The sequence below is a fragment of the Phenylobacterium sp. genome (assembly GCF_965284355.1).
Lineage (GTDB): Bacteria > Pseudomonadota > Alphaproteobacteria > Caulobacterales > Caulobacteraceae > Phenylobacterium.
In genome coordinates this window covers 2,359,179-2,378,867 of the sequence record NZ_OZ260078.1, presented here as the reverse complement: position 1 = coordinate 2,378,867, position 19,689 = coordinate 2,359,179, and the positions used below count along the sequence as shown (strand labels likewise).

The window sequence follows — 19,689 nt, the reverse complement described above, 5'->3', positions numbered from 1 at the left end:
GCCTTTGTCTCGTCAATGGGGTGACCAGGAGGTCGCTGCCAGCCGCCGCTCAAGTGCGTACGACCGCGACGAATATCGCCAGCACACCGATGACGGTGCCGAGCATGAACATTCCGGTCGCGACTAAGGCAGACAGGCTGCGCGGCGACCACCAAGTCAGCTCGGCGCGATCCAAGGGATGAAGAATGGTCCGAATTGGGACTTCGAGGATATCCCGCGCCGACTGAAGGTCCTTCACCCGCCGCGCCAGGGTCACTAGGCGAACGAGGCCACCCAGACCGAGCGCCAGGATCGCCAGCATAAACGCGGCTGGCGAGAACATGCCCCATGAGGGTGTTGCGTGACTTTTGTTGATCGCCTGCACGACAAGGGTGAGAGAGGCGATCAGGCCGGCGCCGTTGCCCGCCCAGAGCCGATTGACGATGTCGTTGTAGTCACGTCGCGCCTCTTCCAACTCGGCGCGCTGCATGTCCTGAACGGCCTGCGCGCCTAGTGGCTCATGTTCGTCGTCCTCGTTCATGGGAGGATGATGGCTTCGACGCCTGGATGGTCAAGGTCGCCGCGCCGGTCTCAACCCGCGCCGCCGCTTCGGTCGCCACGCCTTGGCGCTAAGCTGTGCTGCTGGCGTCGCAATCCCAAAGGGTGGCGTGTTAACCTTGGCGTTATGGAGATCGTGATCAGCGATGGTGGCATCGACTGGCCCGCCTGGGTGCAGGCCGTGGGTTCTGTTGTCGCCATCCTGTTTGCCGCAGGAATTGCGCTCTTTCAGCATTGGTCGGCGCACGACGTGCACAAGGCCTCCGCGCGCACGCGGATCGATCGCATCGCGCAACTCTGCGACCTAATCGTCGTTGAGGCGACGATAATTAAGAAGGAAGCGACCGACGACGCCGGACAGAAATTCGACCTGTTCGACTGGGCGCATATGCGAACGGATCGGGCGAGGTTGGAGCCATACGTCAACGCATTGACTGGCCTCGATCTACTGAGCCTGCCGAGCAATGAGGCGATGGCCGCTGTGGCGGAGCTTGCGCGCGGGCTGAGAGACTTGATCTCCGCGGCTGAGGCGCTGGCCAATGGCGCTAAGGATCACGTGGAGGATATCGATTTTCGACGCATGGCGGTGGCAACAGAGTGCGACTTGGTCGAGACCTTGGCCGACACGCTCAAGGCAGCGCTCTCGTAGCACCGAGCCGCCGGGCGTCGGATTTTCTCGACCCCACAGACCATCGGAAAACACAGCGCTTTTCTCTACGTCTCCCTTGATGGGAAGGATCATGAACTCAAGCAGACCTTCCCAACGTCCCCTGCGAGTCAGGAGTTCGCATTGGCTACCGGCGCGAGGTCGGTGCCGACAAGCGGACCATCCCGAGGTCGCGGACGAGTCAGCACCCACTTCCCTCACATCCCCCTTCCGACCGTTTCTGACGTACGTCCGTGTTTCCCTCGCGCCCGTGAGCACACCAACCTCCAGGGCCGAAGCCCATGCCCGCGATCTCGCGCGGTTTCAGGCGATCGCGATGCATGCGGCGGAGAAGGCGCACGGGGCCATCGAGGCCACGGAGGACGCCGCGGAGCTGTGCGGGCTGATCGCGGCGCTGGGCAAGGCGGGCCGGGCGCTGCGGATGTCCATCGCGCTGGAGACGAAGCTGAACCGCGACGCCGCGCGCGAGGCGCGGGAGGCTGAGGCGCTCAAGGCCTCGGCGGCCGGGCGCGCGGCCGAGACCCGCAGGGCCCGGGTGGCCGGGGCGGTCGACCGGATGATCTGGACCGAGCTCGACCCCCACGACGCCGAGGTCGCCACCGGCGAGCTGCACGAGCGCCTGGACGCCGAGGCCCTGGACGAGGGCTTCGCCGACGAGCCGGTCGAGGCCCAGATCGAGCGGATCGCGGGCCTGCTGGGCCTCTCGGGCGAGCCGACCCGGCGCTACGTCCCCGCCGCGCTGCGGGGCCAACGGCGCTACGCCCGCGCGTCGTGGGCCTGGGACGACGAGGACGACGACGAAGACGCGGAAGACGACGAACCGGACGACCCGGCCGTCGTGGCCGCCGCGTCGGCCACGGCCGCGGCCATCGCCGCCGCCTTCAAGGCCGGCCACGGGGCGGCGGCCCCGGCGGCGCCCGTCGGCGGCGGCCGCCTGGCCCCGCCCATGGACCTGCCGTCCTGGGACTGCGACGACGACACCAGCTGACGGCCGGCTGCGGCCGATGCTCAGCGCGCGCCGCCGTCGCCCAGGATGATGAAGGGCGCCCAGAAGCGGGGGTGCAGGTGGGCGCGGCTGGGCGGCGTGGCCAGGTGGTCGTGCTGCGCCTTCGCCAGGGCCGCGGCGGGGCCCCGTGACGGCCGGCTCAGGTCTGCGAAGAGCGCGGCCACGACGGTGGCGCTGGTCTGCGAGTTCACCGGCCAAAGGGTGCCCAGCACGCTGCGGGCGCCGGCCTGGGCGAAGGCCGAGCTGAGCGCCGGCAGGTCCTGGGCGATGCGGCTGAACTCCAGGTTGGCGGTGTTGCAGGCCGAGAGCGCGACGAAGTCGGCCGGCAGGGTCAGGTCGGCGATCTCGGAGGCGGTGAGGAAGCCGTCGTGCGGGCCGCCGGCCGTGGGCGTGAGCACCAGCGCCGGCTCGGACACGCCCTCGACCTCATTGCGCATGAGGCCGTGGGTCGCGAACGAGATCAGCCGGGCGCCGGGCGCGAGCGCGGCGCGGACGCCGGTTTCGGTGGCCGCCGGGCCGGTCAGGACCTGGGCGTCGGGGAAGGCGCGGGCCGAGGCCGCCAGCTCGGCCGCGGTCTCGGGCAGGGGGCCCAGGCCCGCGCGGCGGACGGCCTCGGCGTCCTGGCCGTCCAGCACGGGATCGCCGACGCCCAGGAAGGCCCGGGTCGGCGGTTGGCCTCGCGCCGACCGGGCCGCCACCAGCGCGCTGGCCGAGCCCGCGTAGCTGATGGGGTGAGACCGCGCGAACCAGTCGGCGGCGGCCAGGTCGTAGCCCTCGCCCCGGCGCGGCGGGGGGCGCGGCAGCAGCACGCCCAGCGGCGTGCCGCCCGTGCTGACCAGCGGCGCGATCCAGATGGCATGGTCGCCGGGCCTGAGGCAGGGCTCGAACGGCCGCAGCCAGAGGTCGTAGAGCCGGACGGCGGCGGCGACCGGAAACTGGCTGTCGGCGGCCTCGTCGGGGGCATGGGTCGCCGACAGCGCCTGTTGCAGCAGGCGGGCGTCGATGCTGACGCGGCTGGTGTCGGGCCGGGCGGTGACGATCGTCAGGCCCTCGCGGCGCACGCAGGCGTAGACCACCCCGCTGCCCATCGGCACGTGGGCCAGCGCCGCCTCGCCGGGCTTCAGGACGCCGCGCAGCGCCTGCAGCGAGACGACGTTGGCGCCCGATGCGGTGAGGCGGGCCTTGAGCAGCGCCTTGTCGGCGACGGCCAGGGCTTCGTTGCGGGTTGCGAGGTTGGCCAGCCGGGCGGTGTCATACGTGAACCGCTGGCCTGGCCCGGCCGCGGCGATCCGGCGGATCATGTCGGCGATGGCGGCCTGTTCCAGCCGGTCGCGCCGGGCCCGCAGGCGCAGGCCGTCGTGGGCCAGCCGACGCTGGCCAGGGTCGCGGGCCGAGGCCAGCAGGGTCATGGCGTCGGCGTCGAAGCCCGGCCCGGCCCGGCTCGACAGCTGGATGAGGGCGAAGGCGGTCTCCGGATCGCTGAGCTGGCGGGTGGAGGGGATCAGCGCGAGTCCGAGCAGCAGATTGTCGAACACGCCCGGCCGATACCATGCGCCCGGCAGGGCGTCGGCCGTCGCCAGGGCGCGCACGCGGGCGCCGAGCTGCACGGACGCCTGGTTCTTCGCCGAGCCTATCGGCAGGGCCATGGCTTCGCCCGCCTGACGATAGGCCTCGACCGCCACGCGATCCTGCGCCTCGGGCTTGAACCCCAGCGGCCCCCGGAGCGCCGCGGCGGCGATCGCGTCGTGCTGCCGAGCCCGGACGGCGGCCACCGCGCGCGCGGTGAGATAGGCCACCTCGTCGAGGCCGGCCGGCGCACGCCCCGGCGTCTGGTAGAGGGCCGCCAGCGGGTGGTCGGCCAGCGCGCGGACGCCGCAGTCGGGGGTCTCGTTGCAGAGCACCGCCTTCAGGCTGAGCGCCCAGCCGGCCAGCCCGTCGCGCACGTGGGGATCCAGCTCCACGGTCGCCAGGCCGGCGAGGACCGCGTCGACCTCCCGCGCCGCGCCCTCGCCGTCGTCCACGGCCTCCAGCAGGTTGGCGGCCGTGCGGTGGAACAGCAGCGCCTCGGGCGTCCGCGGCGGCAGGACGGCGGTGATGAAGGGCGCGCTGGCCGTGTAGATGCCGAAGGCCCGCTCGTAGGCGCCCAGCTGAACCAGGTTCGCCAGCATGTCGGCCAGGACGGTGGCGATGTCGTAGGCCTCGCGGCCCGTGGCCGAGCCGGCGATGGCCAGCACCTCGCTGACCGCGCGCTCGGCCTCCTGGCGAGACCCGGCGGCCAGCAGGATGTCGGCCCGGAGCGCGCGGCGGCGCAGGTACGACAGACCGGCCCCGGGCCCGTCCACCGTCCACATGCGGTCCGACATGGCCTCGTCCAGCGCCGCCTTGGAGCCGATCGCGAGGCGGGCGGCGTTGACGCGGTAGTCCGCCTCCAGCGCCTGTCGCAGCCGCTCGGCCGGATCGGCCGACGGGACCACGGCGTCGACATAGGCCTGCGTCCGCTCGGCCACGCAGGCGTCCGCCTGCATCCGGCGGCAGATCTCCAGCAGGGTGGCGAGTGCGCGCGTCCGCACCGCCGGATCGCCGCGGGCGGCGTCGGCGATGGCCGATAGCTGGGCGCGCGCCTTCAGCCCCTGGCCATCCAGAAACAGCCGGACCGCGGCGCTCACCTGCTCGTCGAGCGTGGCGCTCGCCGCGGGCGCAACCGAGCCGAGAAAGAGACTTGCCGCAAAACCCAGCCCGGCTAGGCTTCGCCGCAGACGTCCGGAGGGGAAAGCTAAGCCCATGAAATGGCTCCGAATCGCCGCGCTGACGGCTAGCTTGGCCATGCCATCATATGCCTTGTCCGCGCCGCCGGAAGCCTTCCTCGGGGCCTCCGCGGCCCACAGCAAGGGCGTCCGCAAGCCGGCCCGCGCGACCGTCGCGCCCTCGATCGCCGCCGGATCGGCCGCCGCCAGGTCAGGTCCTGCGGTGAAGCGCTATGCCAAGGCGCTGGACGGCCTGAAGGCTGACGGGCGCGCCGTCACGCGCGGCGCCGCCGAGACCCGGATCTACGAGCAGGCCTCGCCCTCGGTGGTGCTGATCGTGACGCCCCAGGGCGTGGGATCGGGCGTCGTGGTGGGCGCCGACGGCCAGATCGTCACTAACCTCCACGTCGCCGGCGACTACGAGTTCGTGGGCGTCATCTACAAGCCCGCCCACGAAGGCGCCTCGGTGAAGGGCGCCGAGATGCACAAGGCCAAGGTGCTGCGCGTCGACGAGGTGACCGACCTGGCGCTGGTGAAGGTGGAAGGCCTTCCGGCCACGATCAAGCCGCTGGCGCTGGGGGGCGTCGAGGCGGTGAAGGTCGGCGCCGACGTGCACGCGATCGGGCATCCGACCGGCGAATCCTGGACCTACACCCGCGGGATCGTGAGCCAGGTGCGGCGCGATTACGCCTGGACCGCGACCGGCGACAAGTTCGAGCACAAGGCCACGGTCATCCAGACCCAGACGCCCATCAATCCCGGCAACTCCGGCGGTCCCCTGCTTGACGAGAAGCTGCAGGTGATCGGCATCAACAGCTTCAAGAGCGACGGCGAGGGCCTGAACTTCGCGGTGTCGGCCGACGACGTGAAGGCGCTGCTGGCGCTGCACGAGGATCGTCTGGCGAAGACCCGCTCGAACGCGCCCGGGGGCGTCTGCAAGGAGGCCGAGGTCGACAGTCGCCCGTCGAAGGATCCTGTCGGCATGGAGTACCTGATCGACTCCGACTGCGACGACGCCGGCGACTACACCGTCGTGATCCCGGACAACAAGCGCGAGGCGGTCCTGACGCTGCTCGACACCGACGACGACCGGAAGATCGACACCGTCTTGGTGGACAAGAACCGCGACGGATCGCCGGAGACCGGCCTCTATGACACCGACGCCAACGGTGAATTCGACTTGCTGGGGACGTTCCGCAAGGGCGAGGACGAGCCCTACAAGTGGGAAAAGATCAAGAACTGAGACCATGCGCGTTGCGGTCGTCGGCACGTCGGGATCGGGGAAGACCACCTTCGCGGGCGCGCTCGCGAAGGCTCTCGGCGCGCGCCACATCGAGCTGGACGCCATCAACTGGCAGGCCGGATGGAAGGACCTGAACGCCCACGATCCCGACGAATTCCGCCGCCGGGTGGCCGAGGCTGTGGCCGGCGAGGCGTGGGTCAGCTGCGGCAACTATTCGAAGGTGCGGCCCCTGGTGCTGGCGCGGGCGACGCACCTGGTGTGGCTGGACTATCCGAAGGCGCTCGTCATGGCCCGCGTGCTGCGCCGCTCGTTCGCCCGCGCGCTGACAGGCGACGAGCTATGGCCCGGCACCGGCAACCGCGAGACCTTCGCCCGCTGGCTGGACAGGGAGCACCCGATCCGCTGGGCCTGGGACACCTACGCCCGGCGCCGCCGCGACTACGCCGCGATGTTCGACGACCCGGCGCTGGCGCACGTGGCGAAGCACCGGGTCACCCGTCCGCGCGACGCCGAGGCGCTCATCGCGACGCTGGCCTCGTCGAAAGGCTAGGCCGGGACGAACACCGGCACGGGCGGGCCGCCCTCGGTGGGCTGGAACTTGACCTTCACCTTCATGCCGATCTTCAGGCCGTCGGGGGCCACGTCGACGAAGTTGGTCATCATGGCCGGGCCCTCGTCGAGGGTGACATAGCCGATGGCGTAGGGGCCGGTGGGCGAGCGCCACATGACCGAGTAGGTGTAGATGGTGGCCGTGCCCAGGCTCTCCTCCCAGACGGTGGCGTCCGAGTGGCAGTAGGGGCACATCGAGCGCGGGTACCAGTGGGCCTTGCCGCAGGCGGTGCAGCGCTTGATGAGGAAGCGGCCCTCGGCGGCGGCGTCGAAGAAGGGCTTGGTCTCCAGCGTCACGGCGGGCGCCGGGATCGGGCGGGTCATGAGGGCGGTGGTCTCGGACATTCTCAGGCCTCCCGTTCCATGATGACGGTCGCCGCCGCATGGCGGACGCCCAGCGAGCCGCCGGTTCCGTGGGCCAGGGCGATGTCGCAGTTGGGCACCTGGACCTTGGGGTGGGCCTCGCCGCGCAGCTGGCGGACGGTCTCGATGATCTTGGTGATCCCGCCGCGGTTGGTGGGGTGGTTGTTGCAGAGGCCGCCGCCGTCGGTGTTGAACGGCAGCTTGCCGACGCCCGAGATCAGGTTGCCGTCGGCCACGAACCGGCCGCCCTCGCCCTTCTTGCAGAAGCCGAGGTCCTCGAGGGTCATCAGCACGGTGATGGTGAAGCTGTCGTAGATCGAGGCGTACTTGATGTCGGCGTGGGTGACCCCGGCCTCGGCGAAGGTGGGAGGTCCGGTCCAGACGGCGCCGCAGTAGGTGAGATCCAGGTCCTGGCCGCCCAGGGGCATCTTGGGCGCCTCGGCCGCGCCCAGCACCTTCACCCTGGGCCGGTTCAGCGAACGGGCGACCTCGGGCGAGGTGACGATCACCGCGCCGCCGCCGTCGGTGACGACGCAGCAGTCGAGCAGGTGTAGGGGATCGGCGATCATCCGCGAGTTCACGACGTCCTCGACCGTCACCACGTTCTTGAGGAAGGCGTGCTCGTTCCACTGGGCGTGGTGGCTGGCGGCCACCTTGATCCAGGCCAGCTGCTCGGACGTGGTGCCGTACTCGTACATGTGGCGCATGGCGCACATGCCGTAGGTGTTGTGGGTCGAGCCACCGTAGATGTTCTCGAACCCGGCCTCGGGCGCGCCGTCCGACAGCACGCCGGGCTTGGCCCCGCCGCCGCCGGGGCCGCCGGGGCGCCCGCCGCCGTTGCGGGGCCGGCCGGCCAGGGTGATCAGCGCCACATTGACCTTCCCCGCGGCGATCGCCTGGCACGCGTGGTTCAGGTGGACCAGGTAGGACGAGCCGCCGGTCTCGGTGGTGTCGGTGTGGCGGACGTTCCTCAGGCCCATGTAGTCGACCATCGACATGGCGCCGAAGCCGGGGGCGTCGCCCGCGCAGAAGTAGGCGTCGACGTCGTCGAAACTCAGGCCCGCGTCCTCCAGTGCGCCCTTGGCGCTCTCGGCGTGCAGCTGGGCCGTGGTCTTGTCGGGCGCGTCGCGCGTCGGGTGCTCGTAGGCCCCCATCACATAGGCCTTGCCCTTGATGCTCATGGCCGCTCGCCCTCCATCCCGCTTGTTCGAATGCGCCATCGATAGCAGGGGCGCCTTGGGTGAACCAAGCGCTCAGCGCGCTGTGATGCGGGCGTCGCGGAGCGCGGTGCGGCGCACTTTGCCGGCGTCGTCGCGCACGGGCTCGTCGACGAACTCGTACGAGCGCGGCTGCTTGTAGGAGACCAGGCGATCCTTGAGATGGGCCTTCAGGTCCTCGGCCGAGACCTCGCCCCTGGCGTTGACGATGGCGTGGATGCGGGCGCCCAGGTCGTCGTCGGGCAGGCCGATGACGGCGCAGGACTGGACCGCCGGATGCTCGTCCAGCGCCGCCTCGATCTCGGCCGGATAGACGTTGGAGCCGCCCACCAGGATCATGTCGGTGCGCCGGTCGGCCAGATAGAGGTAGCCCTCGGCGTCGAACCAGCCCAGGTCGCCCAGGCTCTCCCACCCGTCGGGGCTCACCTTGGCGGTGGCGCCCACGTACTTGTAGGTCTCGGGCGTGCCGGCGGCGCGGCGCATGTAGATCTCGCCCACCTCGCCGGGCGGCAGTTCGGCGCCGTCCTCGCCCAGCACCTTCATCTCGCCGATCGTCACCTGGCCCACCGAGCCCCGGTGTGTCAGCCATTCCGAGCCGGTGATGATGGTGACCGCCTGGGCCTCGGTGCCGGCGTACAGCTCCATCACCTCGCCGGGCGCGATCCAGTGGATGAAGGCCTCCTTCAGCCAGGCGGGACAGGGCGCCGCCATGTGCCAGAGCGTCTCCACCGTCGACAGGTCGTAGGCCGACCGCACCGCCTCGGGCAGGTGCCAGATGCGGTTCATCATGGTGGGCACCAGGTAGACCCAGGTCGCCTTGCGGCTCTGGATCTCCTTCAGCGTACCCTCGGGATCGAACCGCGCGGTCAGCACCACATGCGCGCCCAGGCTGGTGGCCGAGGTGAGCATGCCGAAGGGGGCGTTGTGGTAGAGCGGCGCCGGGATCAGCACGGTGTCGACGGGCCGCAGACGGAAGCCGCCCACCTCGGGGGTCTCCTTGGCCGCCACGCCCGGTTGCCCGGCGAGGATCAGTTTCGGCCGGCCGGTGGAGCCGCCGCTGGTGGGCGCCTTCAGGATCGGCGGCACAAGATCGGGCAGGTCGCTCTCGTCGTCGCTGAGCGCCAGGATGTCGGCGGCCTTCAGCACCGGCACGTCCAGCACGTGGTCGAAGTCGGCGACCACCACGGGCGACTTCGCGAGCTCGACGATCGCCGCCAGCTCGCTCCGGGGCAGGCGGAACGACACCGGCTGCGGCGTCGCGCCCAGCTTCCACACGGCATAGGCCGCGGTCGCGAAGTCGACGCTGTTGGGAAAGCCGATGGTGACGAGATCGCCGAACCTGACGCCCTTGGCCGCCAGACCGCGCGCCATGCGGTTCGAGCGCCCGTGCAGCTGGGCATAGGTCAGGGTCTCGGCGTCGCAGCTGATCGCCGGCTTGTCCCCCTGGGTCCGAGCATGCTGGGCCAGCTTCGCCCCCAGCGAGATCATTTCGGGCAGGGCTTCGGACACGGGGACCTCCTGGGCGGATACGTCGGCGGGGGACAATCCGGGCCTTGCGCTGCGGCAGGCAAGCCGCGGTTCAGTCTCTGGACTTGGTTGTCGCGACGTCAGCACCCCATGTCCCTCGCGACTGCAATGCGAAGGACCCGCGAGATGCTCGAAGGCAACCAGGCCGCCCTGTTCACCGCCCGCCAGGAGGGCACGCTGCCCGGTATTCTGGGTATCGCATGGGACGAGGTCGCCAACGGGCGCGCCCGCGGCCGCTTCACGGTCGAGAAGGCGCACATGGCGGCTAACGGCTTCATGCACGCCGCTTCGGTCGTGGCGCTGGTCGACAGCGCCTGCGGCTATGGCTGCGTGGCCTCGCTTCCCGAGGGCGCCAGCGGCTTCACGACCATCGAGATCAAGACCAACTACCTGGGCACGGCCAAGGTAGGCGAGACCGTCGCCTGCGAGGCCCGCCTGCTGCACGGCGGCCGCATGACCCAGGTCTGGGACGCCGAAGCCATCAACGAAACCACCGGCAAGACGGTCGCGGTTTTCCGCTGCACCCAGATGGTCCTCTACCCCCGCTGAAACGCGACGTCAGAACGCAGTTGCGCAGTCGGGGCGAGATGAGTAGAACGCGCCCTCGCTCAGCGGGCCCCCTAGCGGGAGGCTCGCGCCGGCTCTGGAGAGGTGGCTGAGTGGTTGAAAGTACCGCACTCGAAATGCGGCGTACTCGAAAGGGTATCGTGGGTTCGAATCCCACCCTCTCCGCCATTTTCTGAACAGCCGAACAGACCGCCGGCCCGGCCGCGCCCCGGCGCGCCGGTTCGCCCCGCTTGCTTCGCGTCGCGTCACCCCTGCTGGACTGTCTCCGACACACCGCAAGACAGGCGGCGTTTGGGCGTGACAGAATGGCCGCAAGGGCCGTCCCGAGGGCAAGGAAACGACAATGATCAAGACGCGCATCACCGAGATGTTCGGTGTGGAGACTCCGCTGATTATGGGCGGCATGACGGGCGTGGGCTATGCGCCGCTGGTGGCCGCGGTGGCCAACGCCGGCGCGCTGGGCTTCATCACCGCCCACCACAGCCAGTCGGCCGAGGAGCTGCACAAGGAAATCCAGCGCTGCAAGGACCTGACCGACAAGCCATTCGGTGTGAACCTCACCCTACTGCCGTCGCTGAACCCGATCCCCTATGACGAGTATCGCCGGGCGATCATCGAAAGCGGGATCAAGATCGTGGAGACCGCCGGCCGCGCGCCCGTCGACCACCTGCCCGACTTCAAGGCCAACGGCGTGAAGGTGATCCACAAGTGCACCAGCGTCCGCCACTCGGTCTCGGCGGTGAAGCACGGCGTGGACGTGATCTCGATCGACGGCTTCGAGTGCGCCGGCCACCCCGGCGAGGATGACATCGGCCTGATCGTGCTGCTGCCGGCGACGGTGGACGCGATCGGCGACGTGCCGGTGATCGCCTCGGGCGGCATGGCCGACGGTCGCAGCCTGGCCGCCGCGCTGATGCTGGGCGCCGACGGGGTCAACATGGGCACCCGCTTCATGGCCACCCAGGAGTGCGCCATCCATGAGAACGTGAAGCGCAAGATCGTCGAGAACACCGAGCGCGACACGCTGCTGACCAACCGCACCCTGCGCAACACCAGCCGCGTGGCCCGCAACGCGGTCTCCGAGGAAGTGGTCAAGATCCAGCAGGACCCGACCAAGACGATCGAGGACGTGCGCCACCTGGTGGCCGGCGTCCGTGGCCGCACGAACGTGCTGGGCCAGGGTGACACCGACGGCGGCATCTGGACCGTCGGCCAGAGCCAGGGCCTGATCCACGACATCCCGACCTGCAAGGACATGGTGGCCAACATCATGCGCCAGGCCGAGGACGTCCTTCAGAAGAACGCCCGTCGCGTGGCGGTGACGGCCTAGGTTCACGGCAGCCCTCTCCCGATGGGGGAGGCGTCGGCATCAGGCTGGCGGAGAGGGCCGCCCGGAGCATCCGGCGGCCCTCTTGCGTCAGGCGACGCGGGGTTCGCGCATCTGGCGGGGCTTGCGGCGGAACCAGAAGGTCCAGACGGTGAGCGTGCCGAAGAGGCCCAGGGTCAGGCCCGAAACCGTCATCACCAGGCGATAGGGCAGGCCGCCGACCTTCGCGGCGTGCAGGGGGTAGATCGCGTTGAACGCCTGGGCGCGGGGCGGCAGCTTCAGGGCGTCGCGGGCCTGGACCAGCCGGCCCGTGTCGGCGGCGAACCACAGGGTGGTGCGGCCGTTGGGCAACCACTCCTGCTGCTGACGCAGGCGCAGGCTGACCAGGCCGGAGCCTTCGCGCGGCAGCGACAGGATCCGCACCTCGGCGGTCGGATAGAGTTGGCGCGCGGCGCGGATCATGCCGCCCCAGTCAAGATCCGGCGCCAGCTTCACGCCCTTGAGCGGCGGGGGCGGCTTCAGGCTCCGGGTGATCTCGGCCTCGGCGCCCGGCCCCAGCACCAGGTTCGTCACGGGCCGGAAAATCATGATGGCGCCGGTGACCATCGACAGCGCCAGCACGGGCGCGAGCAGGACGCCCCAATCGCGGTGGTGTCGGAGGATCGCGAAGCGCGAGAAATCCTTCGGGACCAGGCGGAACCCGTAGGAATGGCGCAACGGCCACCAGAGGATCAGGCCGGTGATCACGAAGCCCAGTCCGACCAGTCCCGCGACGCCCGCCACCATCTCGCCGGTGTCGCCGTAGAACAGATGGTGGTGCAGGTCGAAGAGCCAGACCTCGGGCCGCTCCCACTGGCTCTCCCAGCGGGTGACGATCTGGCCGGCCTGGTCGGCGTAGGCCCCCGCTTCGCCCTCGAAACTCAGGCGATTCAGGCCGAAGCCATCGGTGGCGAAGACGATGCTGCGAGGCTGGGCCTCGGGATCGGCCATCAGCCGCTGCGCGGCCGCCGCGAGGGCCGCGGTGTCGGTCACCTGTGGGTCGCCCGCGCCGGGAACGCCGGTCCAGACGTCCTTGTGCACGAGCAGGGCGCCCGAGACGCCGAGGACCGCCAGCAGCAGCCCTATCACGCCCCCCAGCCAGCGGTGCAGGAGATCGAGGAGCCGCATCATCAGAAGCGGTAGTCCCACGCCAGCGTGAAGGTGCGGCCGCGGCCCGAGAAGAACCGGGCGTTGTTGGTCGGCTGCTGCGTGTCGGTGTTGTAGTCGATGTAGTACTCGTCGAAGAGGTTGGCGACGGCCAGCGTCAGCCCGCCCCAGCGCTCGAACTCGTATCGCACGGTGGCGTCCACCAGGGTGTAGCCCTCGAAGCTGTTGCGCGGATCGGCGCCCTGGAAGTCGCGGCTGAGGTACTTGCCCAGCTGCAGGCGGCCCGACCAAGGGCCCTCGCGATAGTTGGCGGCCAGCACCACGCGGTCGGGCGAAATGTTGGCGCCGTCCAGGTCGATGTCGACGCGGCCGTCGGCGTTGGAGTCGGCGCGGCCCTTCAGGTCGGCGTAGCCTGCTTGCACCGTCAGGCCTTCGATGGGCGTGCGGGCGGTGACGTTGAACTCGAAGCCCTCGATCTCGACCCGCTGGCGCTGGACCTCGAACACCGTGCCCACCAGCACCAGCAGCTGGCCCTTGGTGCTGGTCGACCAGAAGTAGGTGGCGTTGGCGTCGAACGGCCCGCGCTTCAGCTCGACCCCGACTTCGCGGTTGTTCGAGATGATCGGGCTGATGTCGAGATAGTCGTCGATATCGACGCCGTTGATGTTGATGGCGCGCGTGATGCGGCCGACGTCGGGCACGGTGTAGCCCTCCGCATAGCTGACGTAGCCGCGGATGCCGGGCGTGGGTTCGAAGATCACGCCGGCGTTGACCAGGGTGTCGGAGAATTCGGGCGAGCCGCCCGCCACGGCGCGGGAGCCGTAGAACGCCAGGGTGGTGAAGTCGTCGACCTTGATCTGCACCTTCTCGTGGCGCAGGCCGCCGGCGAGGCGCAGCTTTTCGTCGAAGAGGGCCAGGTTGCCCTGCAAGAAGGGCGCGACGCTGGTGTACCGGGTCGGCGGCACCCAGACGCGGTCGGTGCGGACCAGCGCCTGCTCGGTGCGGTCCTTCAAAACGTCGAGGCCGACGGTGGCGGTCAGGCCGTCCAGGCCGGGAACGGCGCGCTCATAGCTGAACTTGGCGCCCAGCTTGCGCGAGCGGTTCTCGGACTGATCCAGCAGTGTCCCCAGCGGGGCGATGCGGATGTCCTGGAAGGTGGCGCCGGAATCGCCGCCGAACAGGTCCTTCGTGCGGTTCCAGAAGGCCTGGGTCACCAGGTTGCCCCCGGCCAGGTCGGTGTCGGTGTACGAGACCGAGACGCTCTCGGTGCGGCCACGCGCCGGCGTGCCGGGCTGGACTCCGCGGCGGGCGGTCGACGGGACGCCGGTGGTTCGGTTGCCGGCGACGTTCACGTAGTCGCCGTCCCCGGCCAGCTGGAAGCGGCTCAGGATCAGGTCCGCGCGGGCCGTGTCGCTCAGCGCATAGCCGAAGCGGCCGAACAGCGACCAGCTGTCGGAATCCTGAGTCTCGCCCTGAGCCGCGTCGAAGCCGACGCGCCGGCCCTTGCCGTCGTAGTAGGCGCCGCGCTTCTCGTAGGCCGCGCCGGCGGTGGCGTCGAACGCGCCCTCTTTCCAGCTCAGCAGCCCGGCGGCCTTGTAGCCGGAGCCGTCGCCGTGGAAGCCGTTGTCGGAGAGGTTCTGTAGCAGGACGCGGCCCGAAACGCCCGCCTCGCTCGGCGCGCCCACGGTCACCTGGTTGACGATGCCGCCCGTGCCGCCGATGCCCTGCAGGGCGTTGGAGCCGAAGATCAGCTCGACGCGGTCGACGAAGAACGGGTCGATCGTGAAGCCGTCGCGCGAGCCGTCGCGGAGCGGGGTCGATTGCGGGATGCCGTTGATGGCGTATAGCGGCGAGCGGCCGCGCAGGGTCTCGCCGGCGCCCGAGAGCTTCTGGCGGGTGGGCGAGAACGACGGCGTCAGCGCCGCGACCGCGTCGACCACCGAACCGCCGATGGACACCTGCTGCTTCAGGTCTTCAGCGCCGATCACCTCGACGGTGAGGGGCAGGGCGTTGGCCGGCAGCACCGTACGCGCCGCGGTCACGGTCACCCCCTCGACTTCGCGGCCGTCATCGGCGGTTTGGGCCGCTGCGGCGTGCGCCAGCAGGGCGGTGGCCAGAATCGTCGACGTCAGAAGCGCAGTCCGCATGGTCCCCTCGAAAGATTGAGAGGTGGCCTATAGGGCAAAGGTTAGTGCGAGTCATTCGCAATCTCACAAACCTGCGTCCGGCGGCGATTGATCCTGTGACGGGCTATCCCGTTACGGGGCTGAGGCGGTCGCGCGCGGCGGTCGAGCTCGTCGGTGAGGTGCGGCGCCAGAACGCCCAGCGCGTTGCGGTCGATGTTGTTGATGATCGTGCCGACGCAGACGAGGCCGACGATCCACCATCTCAGGCGGCCGACGGTCGCCATCCTACTCGGCGGGCCGGGCCGTGCGGGCCAGCGCGAACACGATCGCCGCGGCCGCCAGCGCCACCGGGGTCATGGTCAGGAACACCTGGCCGGGACTGAAGCCGCCGTTGCGCAGCTCGCCCGCGATCAGCGGTCCGACGATGGATCCCAGTCGGCCGACCGCCACGGCGGCGCCCGCGCCTGCGCCGCGCAGCTGGGCCGGGTAGAGCATCGGCGCGACGGCGTAGAGCGAGAACTGTGCGCCCATCACCAGGAAGCCAGCGGCGGCCGACAGCGCCATGATGGGCAGCGAGGCGCCCGCGGCGGCCAGACCTGCCATGGCGGCGCCCAGCGCCAGGTAGGCGAGCACCAGCGGCCAGCGCCAGCCCAGGCGGTCGGTCAAGGCGCCCACCAGCAGCGAGCCCACGACGCCGGCGACATTGAACGCCATCGAGGCGGCAAAACCCTCCGACTTCGGCAGGCCCTTGTCGATCACCAGGGTGGGCAGCCAGTTGAGCGCCAAGTACAGGACCACCAGGGTCAGCATGAACGCCGCCCAGATCAGCAGCGTGGGCGCGGCGCGGCCCTGCGCAAACAGCGCGCGCATCAGGTTCCGGTCTGCGTTGGGATCGGCGGCGGGCCGGGTCTCGGGCAGCAGCAGGTAGATCATCGGCGCCAGCACCAGGGGCACGACGCCGCCCGCGATGAAGATCGCCCGCCAGTCCAGCCCCTCGCCCGCGAGGCGTGCGATCAGGGCCGCCGTCGCCCCGCCCACGGGCATGCCGCAGAACATCGCCGCCACCGTCGCCGCGCGGCGCTCGGGCTTGGCGATCTCGACGGCCACCGCGATGAGATTGGGCATGGCGCCGCCGAAGCCGAGCCCTGTGGCGAACCGCGCCCAGAGCAGGGCGTCAAATGAGTGGGTCGCCGCCGTCACCAGCGAGAAGCCGCCGAACAGCACGACCGATCCGATCAGCACCGGCCGGCGGCCGGTACGGTCGGCCAGCCAGCCTCCGGCGAAGGCGCCGATGACCAGGCCGATCATCGCAACGCTGGCCGCCCAGCCGACCTGCGAGGGATTGAGGCCCAGCTCTGGCGCGAGCTTCGGCGCGGCCACCCCGAAGGCTTGGATGTCGTAGCCCTCGACCGCCGCGATCAGGAAGCAGATGAAAACGACCAGGCCGCTCGCGACCGACTTCTGCTGCACCACCGCCCCCGAGCGAATCCGCGTCCGCGACAAGTCGTATCGGCGACCTCTGCGAAACCCAAGCACGGCCTTGCGGGTTAAGAGCGTCGGGCGGGTCGATGTTTGGTCGTCAGAGGAGAGTTCGCATGCGCAATCGAATGGTCGCCGCCCTGGTGTTCGCCCTGGCCGCCGGCGGTCTCGTCGCCGCTCCGGTTCCGGCCGAGGCCAAGCGGGTGCTGGTCTGCAAGGACGTGAAGAAGAAGGCTACGAACGGAACCGTCATCGGCGCGGTCGCCGGCGGCGTGCTAGGCAACGTGGTGGCCGGCGGCGGCGCCAAGACCGAAGGTACGATCATCGGCGCCGGCGTGGGCGCCGTGGCGGGCCACGAGATCGCCAAGAACAAGGCCAAGAAGAAGCGCTGCCACTACGAATACCGGTAGGTCCTACCCCTTCTTGCTGCATGGAAAAGGCCGTTAATTCAGGCACATCCAGCGCGTCCGATGGAAGTTCGGCGCGTTGTCGGCCCAGCCGGTGACGCGCTTGCTCACCAGATTGCGGTTCACCACGAAGTAGATCGGGATGGTGGCCTCGTCGTCCAGGATGAGCTTCTCGGCCTGGGCCAGGATGTCGGCGCGTCGGGCGCGGTCCGGCTCCTGGTCGGCGGCCGCCAGCAGGGCGTCATAGGCCGGGCTCTTGTAGTCCCCGTAGTTCTGGGCGCCGGTGTCCGACTTGAAGAGGCCGAGGAACGTCACCGGGTCGTTGAAGTCGCCGTACCAGCTCATCGAGCCGACCTCATAGTCCCGGTTGCGGTAAGCGCTGAAGGCGACGCCGCTCTCATATTGCGCCAGCTTCACCTCGACGCCGATCGCCCGCCAGTCGGCCTGGATCGCCTCCATCAGCAGCAGGGTGTCGGTGTTGTTGGGCGTGGTGATCGTGAGCCTCAGCGGTCTCTTCGCGGTGAAGCCTGCGGCGGCGAGCAGCCGCTTGGCCTCGACCTGTCGCTGGGCGAACGGCATGTCGGCCCAGGCGACGCGCGGGCCGTTCTTCACATAGCCTGCGGTGATCGGGGGCACGAAGGCGTAGGCCGGTTGCTGACCCGCGCGCAGCAGCTTCTTCGCGATGAAGTCACGATCGACGGTCATCGAGAGAGCGCGGCGCACCCGGATGTCGCGGAAGGCCGCCACGTCGCGCGTGTTGAACGACATGTAGGCGGTGGCGAGTGAGACGCCGGTGCGCGGCACGCCCGGCATGGTCTCTTGCAGCCGCTCGTAGCGGTTGGATTGGAAGCGGGTGTTGAGGTCGAGTTCGCCGCGCGCGATCCGCCGCTCGGCGGTGACCACGTCGGGTGTCGGGTAGTAGTTGACCCGGTCGATGCAGACGTTCCTGGCGTCCCAGTAGTACGGGTTCTTCTCGACGGTGATCCGGTCGCCCAGCTGCCAGGAGGTCAGGCGAAAGGCGCCGTTCGAGACGAAGCGGCCCGGCTTCACCCAGCCGTCGCCGTACCGTTCGACCACGTGCTTGGGGACGGGAAAGAAGCTCTGATGCTTCAGAAGCTCGGGCAGGTAGGGCGCCGGGTGTTCCAGCGTCAGCCGCAGGGTGCGCGCATCCAGGGCTGTGGCGCCCAGGGTCTCGGCCGCGGCCTTCCCTTCGTTGAGCGCCTGCCCGCCTTTGATCACATACAGGAGATAGGCGTAGATCGACGCGGTCTTGGGATCGAGCGTGCGTCGCAGGCCGTAGACGAAGTCGTCGGCGGTGACCGCTCGACCGTCCGACCAGCGCGCCTCGCGCAAGTGAAAAGTCCAGACGAGGCCGTCCGCGCTCGTCTCCCAGCGCGCCGCGACCCCGGGCAGGGGTGTGGCGTCAGGCGCGTCGGTGGTCAGGCCCTCGATCAGGTCGCCGATGATCGAGGCTTCATCGACCAGATTGGCCTTGCCGGGGTCCAGGGTCTGGGGCTCGGAATTGTTGCCGTACTCGAGGCACACCTTGCCGGCCGGGCAGGCGGCGCGCTGGGGCGCGCCCTGGCAAGCGGCGAGTCCCAGGACGATGGGGGCTGTGACGACGAGGAGGGCGACGGCGAGCGGCTTCAGCACCCCGACATCAGTCCACGTGGATTCGGTTCGTGTCGAGCCGCGCCTCAGTGCAGCCGAAACTCGGCCCCGACGGCCTTGAGCTCGGCCGGCTTGATCAGCTTGCAGTGGCCGACGGTGACCTTGAACAGGGGACCGTCCAGTTGGCGGGTCCAGAAGTCGAGGAATTTCCGCAGCGTGGGGAACTCGGGGAACAGGTCATAGTCCTGCCAGACATAGCTCTGCAGCAGGCTGGGGTGATCGGGCATCCGGTAGAGGATCTCGGCCGTGGTCAGGCCATAGCCCTCCAGCTGCTTCTTGAACTCAGGCGACACCTTCATGGGACCTCGCGCAACAGCCATGCGCGGCGCGTGCGGCCACGCTTGATGACAGTACGCCCGATTCTTTATGAAAGACGAGTGAATACAGTATGTTAGCACTCAGCCTGGCAGGCTGCTGCTAGGTGAATAGCTCCGGCCGCCGAACCTTCAGCGCCAGGATCAGAGCCAGCGACTTCAGGTCTTCGATCCTGCGCTGCTCGACCCAGGTCCAGAGCAGCGACAGGGGGACTTCCTCGACGGTGATATGCTCGTTCTCGCCAGCGACACCGCCGCCGGCACCTGTGCGATCCGTCCGGCCGTACTCGGCGAGGAAGAGGTCGATCCGCTCGCTCGAAACGCCGGGCATGGAGAACGGAGATCCTACCGGCTCGAGCCGGCGCAACGTGACCCCCGTCTCTTCCAGGGCTTCACGGATGGCGGTGTCCTCGGGATCCTCGTTCTCGACCATGCCCGCCGGCGCCTCGAGCAGCTCGGGCGGCCCGCCGGCCCAGATCACCGGCGCGCGCGGCAGGTTGATCATCAGCGCCACCTTGCGCGCGGGGTCGTAGGGCAGGACGCAGGCGCCCCGTCCATGATGTTCGATCTCGCGCCGGAACGTCCCGCCGTCGGGCCCGGCGCAGGTCGCGACCATCAGGGTCACGAACCCCTGGTAGGCCGTTTCGACCCTGCGCAGCTCCACCACCATTTCTGCACACCCCCGCCGCGCATTTGCCCGGAACTGCGACCAACCTTGGCTGGTTCTCATGGGGGGCGC

Annotated in this window: 19 protein-coding genes and 1 tRNA gene; 8 read left to right on the top strand and 12 right to left on the bottom strand. The window is 69.7% G+C overall.

What is annotated here, in order from left to right:
- Nucleotides 1-49: 49 nt before the first annotated feature.
- Nucleotides 50-520, bottom strand: coding sequence for a hypothetical protein (locus ACQ66R_RS11535; RefSeq protein WP_430422083.1), 471 nt, complete (start codon nt 518-520; stop codon nt 50-52).
- Between the two features lie 144 nt (nt 521-664).
- On the opposite strand from ACQ66R_RS11535, the gene ACQ66R_RS11530 reads away from it, so the two are divergent.
- Together ACQ66R_RS11530 and ACQ66R_RS11525 are read left to right on the top strand one after the other, a co-directional pair.
- Nucleotides 665-1,186, top strand: a complete 522-nt coding sequence (locus tag ACQ66R_RS11530) for a hypothetical protein (protein ID WP_430422081.1) — start codon at nt 665-667, stop codon at nt 1,184-1,186.
- Between the two features lie 334 nt (nt 1,187-1,520).
- The gene (locus ACQ66R_RS11525; RefSeq protein WP_430422079.1) at nt 1,521-2,192 is read left to right on the top strand and encodes a hypothetical protein; all 672 of its coding nucleotides are present in this window, start codon (nt 1,521-1,523) and stop codon (nt 2,190-2,192) included.
- A 20-nt stretch (nt 2,193-2,212) separates the two neighbouring features.
- Here the strand turns inward: ACQ66R_RS11525 and ACQ66R_RS11520 are convergent, their stop codons facing one another.
- Complete coding sequence (locus tag ACQ66R_RS11520; RefSeq protein WP_430422078.1) at nt 2,213-4,876, bottom strand: CHAT domain-containing protein; 2,664 nt, start codon at nt 4,874-4,876, stop codon at nt 2,213-2,215.
- A gap of 157 nt (nt 4,877-5,033) precedes the next feature.
- Between ACQ66R_RS11520 and ACQ66R_RS11515 the strand changes: the two genes are divergently transcribed.
- Nucleotides 5,034-6,197 carry a S1C family serine protease gene (locus ACQ66R_RS11515; protein WP_430422076.1) on the top strand — a complete coding sequence of 388 codons (1,164 nt, stop codon included), beginning with the start codon at nt 5,034-5,036 and terminating at the stop codon, nt 6,195-6,197.
- A gap of 4 nt (nt 6,198-6,201) precedes the next feature.
- Nucleotides 6,202-6,747 (top strand): hypothetical protein, encoded by a 546-nt coding sequence (locus ACQ66R_RS11510; RefSeq protein WP_430422074.1) that lies wholly within the window; start codon nt 6,202-6,204, stop codon nt 6,745-6,747.
- Here the strand turns inward: ACQ66R_RS11510 and ACQ66R_RS11505 are convergent.
- The 3 genes from ACQ66R_RS11505 to ACQ66R_RS11495 form a co-directional block, all read right to left on the bottom strand.
- Nucleotides 6,744-7,151 carry a Zn-ribbon domain-containing OB-fold protein gene (locus ACQ66R_RS11505; protein WP_430422072.1) on the bottom strand — a complete coding sequence of 136 codons (408 nt, stop codon included), beginning with the start codon at nt 7,149-7,151 and terminating at the stop codon, nt 6,744-6,746. The genes ACQ66R_RS11510 and ACQ66R_RS11505 overlap by 4 nt on opposite strands.
- Before the next feature lie 2 nt (nt 7,152-7,153).
- Nucleotides 7,154-8,350 carry a thiolase domain-containing protein gene (locus ACQ66R_RS11500; RefSeq protein ID WP_430422071.1) on the bottom strand — a complete coding sequence of 399 codons (1,197 nt, stop codon included), beginning with the start codon at nt 8,348-8,350 and terminating at the stop codon, nt 7,154-7,156.
- Between the two features lie 72 nt (nt 8,351-8,422).
- Nucleotides 8,423-9,895: an AMP-binding protein gene (locus ACQ66R_RS11495; protein ID WP_430422069.1), complete on the bottom strand. Its 1,473-nt coding sequence runs from the start codon at nt 9,893-9,895 to the stop codon at nt 8,423-8,425.
- 144 nt (nt 9,896-10,039) lie between these two features.
- Here ACQ66R_RS11495 and ACQ66R_RS11490 point away from each other — a divergent pair, with 144 nt between their 5' ends.
- The 3 genes from ACQ66R_RS11490 (at nt 10,040) to ACQ66R_RS11480 (ending at nt 11,810) form a co-directional block, all read left to right on the top strand.
- Complete coding sequence (locus tag ACQ66R_RS11490; protein ID WP_430422067.1) at nt 10,040-10,462, top strand: PaaI family thioesterase; 423 nt, start codon at nt 10,040-10,042, stop codon at nt 10,460-10,462.
- 96 nt (nt 10,463-10,558) lie between these two features.
- A tRNA-Ser gene (locus ACQ66R_RS11485) sits at nt 10,559-10,648 on the top strand.
- Nucleotides 10,649-10,823: 175 nt separating this feature from the next.
- On the top strand, nt 10,824-11,810 hold the full coding sequence (locus ACQ66R_RS11480; RefSeq protein ID WP_430422065.1) for an NAD(P)H-dependent flavin oxidoreductase: 987 nt from the start codon (nt 10,824-10,826) through the stop codon (nt 11,808-11,810).
- A gap of 87 nt (nt 11,811-11,897) precedes the next feature.
- On the opposite strand, the gene ACQ66R_RS11475 is transcribed toward ACQ66R_RS11480, so the two are convergent.
- From ACQ66R_RS11475 to mhpT, 4 genes are read right to left on the bottom strand one after another with little or no spacing between them, the layout of a single operon-like run.
- Nucleotides 11,898-12,977: a PepSY-associated TM helix domain-containing protein gene (locus ACQ66R_RS11475; protein WP_430422063.1), complete on the bottom strand. Its 1,080-nt coding sequence runs from the start codon at nt 12,975-12,977 to the stop codon at nt 11,898-11,900.
- On the bottom strand, nt 12,977-15,100 hold the full coding sequence (locus ACQ66R_RS11470; RefSeq protein WP_430422062.1) for a TonB-dependent receptor: 2,124 nt from the start codon (nt 15,098-15,100) through the stop codon (nt 12,977-12,979). Before ACQ66R_RS11470 ends, ACQ66R_RS11475 begins: the two co-directional genes overlap by 1 nt.
- A 41-nt stretch (nt 15,101-15,141) precedes the next feature.
- Nucleotides 15,142-15,363 carry a hypothetical protein gene (locus tag ACQ66R_RS11465; protein ID WP_430422060.1) on the bottom strand — a complete coding sequence of 74 codons (222 nt, stop codon included), beginning with the start codon at nt 15,361-15,363 and terminating at the stop codon, nt 15,142-15,144.
- Between the two features lies 1 nt (nt 15,364).
- Nucleotides 15,365-16,549 (bottom strand): 3-(3-hydroxy-phenyl)propionate transporter MhpT, encoded by a 1,185-nt coding sequence (mhpT, locus tag ACQ66R_RS11460; protein WP_430422058.1) that lies wholly within the window; start codon nt 16,547-16,549, stop codon nt 15,365-15,367.
- Nucleotides 16,550-16,674: 125 nt separating this feature from the next.
- On the opposite strand from mhpT, the gene ACQ66R_RS11455 reads away from it, so the two are divergent.
- The gene (locus tag ACQ66R_RS11455) at nt 16,675-16,968 is read left to right on the top strand and encodes a glycine zipper 2TM domain-containing protein (protein WP_430422056.1); all 294 of its coding nucleotides are present in this window, start codon (nt 16,675-16,677) and stop codon (nt 16,966-16,968) included.
- 33 nt (nt 16,969-17,001) lie between these two features.
- Here ACQ66R_RS11455 and ACQ66R_RS11450 read toward each other — a convergent pair whose 3' ends face one another.
- The 3 genes from ACQ66R_RS11450 to ACQ66R_RS11440 all read right to left on the bottom strand — a co-directional run bounded on the left by ACQ66R_RS11450 (nt 17,002) and on the right by ACQ66R_RS11440 (nt 19,620).
- Nucleotides 17,002-18,618 (bottom strand): peptide ABC transporter substrate-binding protein, encoded by a 1,617-nt coding sequence (locus tag ACQ66R_RS11450; RefSeq protein WP_430422054.1) that lies wholly within the window; start codon nt 18,616-18,618, stop codon nt 17,002-17,004.
- Nucleotides 18,619-18,662: 44 nt separating this feature from the next.
- Nucleotides 18,663-18,935 (bottom strand): usg protein, encoded by a 273-nt coding sequence (locus ACQ66R_RS11445; protein WP_430422052.1) that lies wholly within the window; start codon nt 18,933-18,935, stop codon nt 18,663-18,665.
- 118 nt (nt 18,936-19,053) lie between these two features.
- Nucleotides 19,054-19,620, bottom strand: a complete 567-nt coding sequence (locus ACQ66R_RS11440; protein ID WP_430422050.1) for an NUDIX domain-containing protein — start codon at nt 19,618-19,620, stop codon at nt 19,054-19,056.
- Nucleotides 19,621-19,689 lie beyond the last annotated feature (69 nt).

What these genes read in the sequence shown, in the direction of transcription:
- ACQ66R_RS11470 (WP_430422062.1), bottom strand. Translation starts at nt 15,100, where the DNA reads ATGCGGACTGCGCTTCTGACGTCGACGATTCTGGCCACCGCCCTGCTG.
- ACQ66R_RS11455 (WP_430422056.1), top strand. Translation starts at nt 16,675, where the DNA reads ATGCGCAATCGAATGGTCGCCGCCCTGGTGTTCGCCCTGGCCGCCGGC.
- ACQ66R_RS11465 (WP_430422060.1), bottom strand. Translation starts at nt 15,363, where the DNA reads ATGGCGACCGTCGGCCGCCTGAGATGGTGGATCGTCGGCCTCGTCTGC.
- ACQ66R_RS11490 (WP_430422067.1), top strand. Translation starts at nt 10,040, where the DNA reads ATGCTCGAAGGCAACCAGGCCGCCCTGTTCACCGCCCGCCAGGAGGGC.
- ACQ66R_RS11475 (WP_430422063.1), bottom strand. Translation starts at nt 12,977, where the DNA reads ATGATGCGGCTCCTCGATCTCCTGCACCGCTGGCTGGGGGGCGTGATA.
- ACQ66R_RS11525 (WP_430422079.1), top strand. Translation starts at nt 1,521, where the DNA reads ATGCATGCGGCGGAGAAGGCGCACGGGGCCATCGAGGCCACGGAGGAC.
- ACQ66R_RS11500 (WP_430422071.1), bottom strand. Translation starts at nt 8,350, where the DNA reads ATGAGCATCAAGGGCAAGGCCTATGTGATGGGGGCCTACGAGCACCCG.
- ACQ66R_RS11480 (WP_430422065.1), top strand. Translation starts at nt 10,824, where the DNA reads ATGATCAAGACGCGCATCACCGAGATGTTCGGTGTGGAGACTCCGCTG.
- ACQ66R_RS11510 (WP_430422074.1), top strand. Translation starts at nt 6,202, where the DNA reads ATGCGCGTTGCGGTCGTCGGCACGTCGGGATCGGGGAAGACCACCTTC.
- ACQ66R_RS11445 (WP_430422052.1), bottom strand. Translation starts at nt 18,935, where the DNA reads ATGAAGGTGTCGCCTGAGTTCAAGAAGCAGCTGGAGGGCTATGGCCTG.
- ACQ66R_RS11530 (WP_430422081.1), top strand. Translation starts at nt 665, where the DNA reads ATGGAGATCGTGATCAGCGATGGTGGCATCGACTGGCCCGCCTGGGTG.
- ACQ66R_RS11440 (WP_430422050.1), bottom strand. Translation starts at nt 19,620, where the DNA reads ATGGTGGTGGAGCTGCGCAGGGTCGAAACGGCCTACCAGGGGTTCGTG.
- ACQ66R_RS11515 (WP_430422076.1), top strand. Translation starts at nt 5,034, where the DNA reads ATGCCATCATATGCCTTGTCCGCGCCGCCGGAAGCCTTCCTCGGGGCC.
- ACQ66R_RS11535 (WP_430422083.1), bottom strand. Translation starts at nt 520, where the DNA reads ATGAACGAGGACGACGAACATGAGCCACTAGGCGCGCAGGCCGTTCAG.
- ACQ66R_RS11505 (WP_430422072.1), bottom strand. Translation starts at nt 7,151, where the DNA reads ATGTCCGAGACCACCGCCCTCATGACCCGCCCGATCCCGGCGCCCGCC.